This is a genomic window from Chamaesiphon sp. OTE_20_metabat_361, from assembly GCF_031364565.1.
The window spans coordinates 1-3,431 of record NZ_JANLWO010000529.1; the positions used below are offsets into that span (position 1 = coordinate 1).

The window sequence follows — 3,431 nt, forward strand, 5'->3', positions numbered from 1 at the left end:
ATTTGATGGCAGAGCGTAATACTCCTCTGATTTGCGAATTGATAAAGCGAGTAAGTCAACATTCTGATTTTGGGATCTGGCAACGTAGAGGTTCTATCCCGAAGAAGGCAGTTATGGATCTTTGTACGCCGCTCAGAGAAATTTATCCTGGGCAACCTGGGCGTTTCTATGCCTCTGCTATCTTGATGGTGCTGTATACCTATGAATCATGGCTGGCTATCCAGCAAAATCTCCGCCGCCGCATAGACGGAAAGCAACGTTGGTTGGATGTAGTCAAAAGCGATCGTGAATCGATCGAACTCAGCGGCTCTAGCCTTGATGTTATCAAACGACGGGCGCAAGATATTCTCAGCGAACTGAATACAGAGCAATCGACCCAATCGGCTCCCAATGCTAATCTTCAGATCTGGGAGAATATGTCGATCGTCTACTAGCAAATGAGATCGTTAAACTCGCACAACAATATCGAGCTGACAGCATCGTAATCCCTACTCTGACACATGTTAGAACGGTACTCGCCAGTGAGATTACCGCTAGAGCAGAACAGAGATGTCCTGGTTCAGTTGAGGCTCAAAAAAAGTATGTAAAAGATTACCAGATGACCATCTCTCGCTGGAGCTACAACAGACTGATTGAAACTATTCGTTCAAAAGCCCAGCAACTTGGGGTCGCGGTTGAGTCAGGATTTCAGCCAGCCAGGGCTAGTCCTCAAGAACAAGCGAAGGATATCGCCGCAACTTATCACTCTCGATCGTCAGCTTAGTCTCGCGTTCGCGTCTGCCTTGGCAAATGCCAGTCTCCTCAAAACGAGATGGTTTTTACAGTACATCCGCACCTAGACAAGTTAATACATAGTTTAACCGCGCCGCAGTTTAAGCTTTCTGAGCCAATGAACCGTGAAAAATGTGGGTCTGTTTGGTCATCGTAGATGACTGTACTTTCCGGCCCTGGCAACTGTCCGCTTACTGACTGCCATCCTGGTACCTATCTCATTGGGAGATTTGTGTGGGGATGGGATGCTGCATTGATGAAATTCTCTTTCTCTAAAGTAGCGCAGGTGCGCCCCCAGCAGAAGTAGGTAAAGCTTTCATTTTGTGAAAGTACGGGTGCATTATGTCTTCATTTTATTGAAGTAGATGGTGTGACCGGAGTGGCAGTTACTGAATCGCCTCCGATCGAGGAGGAATCCGCCATAATTTTTATTGGCAAACCTAATAGTGAGGTCAAAAACCCCTAGAGGTTTGCCAAAATCCAGAATCTCTCTGCTAGCAATACTTTCACTAGTTTGAAATTACCAAGGCAGTCCTCCTGATGAGTCCATAAGACATGTTTTTAGCAGCTTTGCCAAAAACTAGTTTGAAAAGCTTTCCAGACAAGGGTTTTGGCTCCGGGAGTTGCTATCGCCTTCCCAGAGATGGGTGGGTTGAAAGACCGCAAAGATTATCTCCCCAGAGCGATCGCTCTCGTTGCTATCGCCTTCCCAGAGATGGGTGGGTTGAAAGATCGGTTTTGATGACTGCAATCTATTTCTCTTGTAATGATTGCAATTATTTTCTACTAAATGAGCGGATTGAAAGGTGGGAGGAAGCGACTCCAAAAGACTGTTGTTTGCGATCGCAAAAATTGGTGGATTGAAAGGTGGGAAGAGGCTACGCAGATGCTCAATTTCCGATTGTTAATAATAGCTTTCAATGATGAAGACTTTGGCAATGGAAGATTACAAGAACATTATTGTCGCATAGCGAAAACGACACTAATTTGCGAACGGGATCTAATTCACAAATTAGCGACATTAAATTGCGAATTTACGAAAAAATATGTCTGCTTAGGTGTTTTGCGACATTATCTTGCGAAAAACGACACTAATTTGCAAATAGCGACATTTAATGTGCGAATGTACAACAAGCTACTTAGGAGCGTGCAGACCGCATTCTTTTTGCGTAGCTTCTTCCCACCACCAGCGACCTTCGCGTTCGTGCTGCTGAGGTAGTGTCGGCTTGGTGCAGGGTTCGCAACCGATACTAATAAAGCCGCGTTCGTGGAGAGCGTTGTAAGGTACTTCTAGTGCGCGAATGTAATTCCAGACATCCGCAGACGACCAATTAGCCAATGGATTGAACTTGACTAGGGGATGTTCTGGAGTCGAGAAAGCACCATCAGCTTGGATCGCGGGTACCTCTGCGCGAGTCGAAGGACTTTGATCCTTGCGCTGTCCGGTAATCCAGGCATCGAGGGTCGCTAACTTACGTCGCAGGGGAGCCACTTTTCGCACTCCACAGCATTCTTGGTGTCCATCTTCATAGAAGCTAAATAAACCTTTAGCCTTCACCATCGCTTCGACGGGTGCTGCTTCTGGGTACACGACATCGATCGCGATACCATAGTGCTTTCTGACTCGATCGATAAATTGGTAAGTTTCCGGATGGAGACGCCCAGTATCGAGGCTAAATACTCTGACGTTGGGATTAATCTTATATGCCATATCGATTAAGACCACATCCTCAGCGCCACTAAAAGAGATGGAAATATTATCGAACAGGCTCAAGGCGCGTTTGATGATGGCTTGAGGAGTCTGCTGGCTTAGTTCGGCATTAAGGGTCGGAAAGTCAAGTGCTGCGGTCGTCTGGCTCATGGTGCTATGCGATCTGGAAAAATTAAGGAGCGGTCTGCTGAGGTTATTTTACTAGAGAAGGGGTGGGAGGGGGTAAGGGGTAACTTTTGCTTACTGCTTAACCGAGAGACTGGCGGCTAATAATTGCTCGATCGAGTCTAGCATTTGTACCTGTCCCCAATCTCGATAAAGACTAGCCGCGATCGCCAGTCCGCCCGCACCGACCCCTTCTTTAACAAATCCCTGCTGGTAAACTTGGAGTTGGGGATAGTGGGAGTTGGCAAAACTGAGTTTAGTGGAGAGCAGTGGGATCTGGGGAATCAATCGTGCTAATGCGACAGTATCGCCAGAGCGATCGTTTGCCACCCAATCAGTCGTCCCGACGACGATCTGACTGGTGTTAATCTCCAAATCGAGGTCGATCCCGATCGCTTGAATTAGAGCGGCTACAGCCAGCATTTGCGTGCCTCCAGCGAGTAAAACACCACAACTGCGACTCGCCGCGATCGCCATGCCAGCAACAGCGATTTGCATCGGATCGCCGATGGCTGCGACTAGTTCCCAAGGCGAAAGCGGTAACTTTAAACCCGCCAATCCGCGAGCGACAATTTCGGCTTTTTGCTGATGATTGCAGACGGGGTGGGAGCTATTAACTTTACCGACAGCATCGATACCCAAACCTGCTAGGAGACTTAATGCAGTCGTCGTGCCCCCGACGACACACTCACCCAGAACTACATAGCTATCGGTACCCACGATTGCCGCTAATTTTTCACCCCAGAGCAGCCCTTGTTGATAGAGCTTGCGGACAGTCGCTAGC

Annotated in this window: 6 protein-coding genes; 3 read left to right on the forward strand and 3 right to left on the reverse strand. The window is 47.8% G+C overall.

Annotated elements, in window-relative coordinates; translation table 11 throughout:
• The 3 genes from cas12k to RMO35_RS15255 all read left to right on the forward strand — a co-directional run.
• A partial coding sequence (gene cas12k / locus RMO35_RS15245; protein ID WP_309742177.1) for a type V CRISPR-associated protein Cas12k occupies window positions 1-434 on the forward strand: 434 nt, incomplete at its 5' end.
• An 8-nt stretch (window positions 435-442) separates the two neighbouring features.
• Window positions 443-763: a hypothetical protein gene (locus RMO35_RS25385; protein WP_396135678.1), complete on the forward strand. Its 321-nt coding sequence runs from the start codon at window positions 443-445 to the stop codon at window positions 761-763.
• Window positions 764-928: 165 nt separating this feature from the next.
• Complete coding sequence (locus tag RMO35_RS15255; protein WP_309742179.1) at window positions 929-1,078, forward strand: hypothetical protein; 150 nt, start codon at window positions 929-931, stop codon at window positions 1,076-1,078.
• A 273-nt stretch (window positions 1,079-1,351) separates the two neighbouring features.
• Here the strand turns inward: RMO35_RS15255 and RMO35_RS15260 are convergent, their stop codons facing one another.
• The 3 genes from RMO35_RS15260 to cobT form a co-directional block, all read right to left on the reverse strand.
• Window positions 1,352-1,522: a hypothetical protein gene (locus tag RMO35_RS15260; RefSeq protein WP_309742180.1), complete on the reverse strand. Its 171-nt coding sequence runs from the start codon at window positions 1,520-1,522 to the stop codon at window positions 1,352-1,354.
• Window positions 1,523-1,906: 384 nt separating this feature from the next.
• Window positions 1,907-2,632, reverse strand: a complete 726-nt coding sequence (locus RMO35_RS15265) for a phosphoadenylyl-sulfate reductase (RefSeq protein WP_309742181.1) — start codon at window positions 2,630-2,632, stop codon at window positions 1,907-1,909.
• Window positions 2,633-2,722: 90 nt separating this feature from the next.
• Window positions 2,723-3,431: nicotinate mononucleotide-dependent phosphoribosyltransferase CobT (cobT, locus tag RMO35_RS15270; RefSeq protein ID WP_309742182.1), on the reverse strand; the 709-nt coding region annotated here is incomplete at its 5' end.

Bases quoted from the DNA above. Each gene is read 5' to 3' on its own strand.
- RMO35_RS15265 (WP_309742181.1), bottom strand. From the start codon at position 2,632: ATGAGCCAGACGACCGCAGCACTTGACTTTCCGACCCTTAATGCCGAA.
- RMO35_RS15255 (WP_309742179.1), top strand. From the start codon at position 929: ATGACTGTACTTTCCGGCCCTGGCAACTGTCCGCTTACTGACTGCCAT.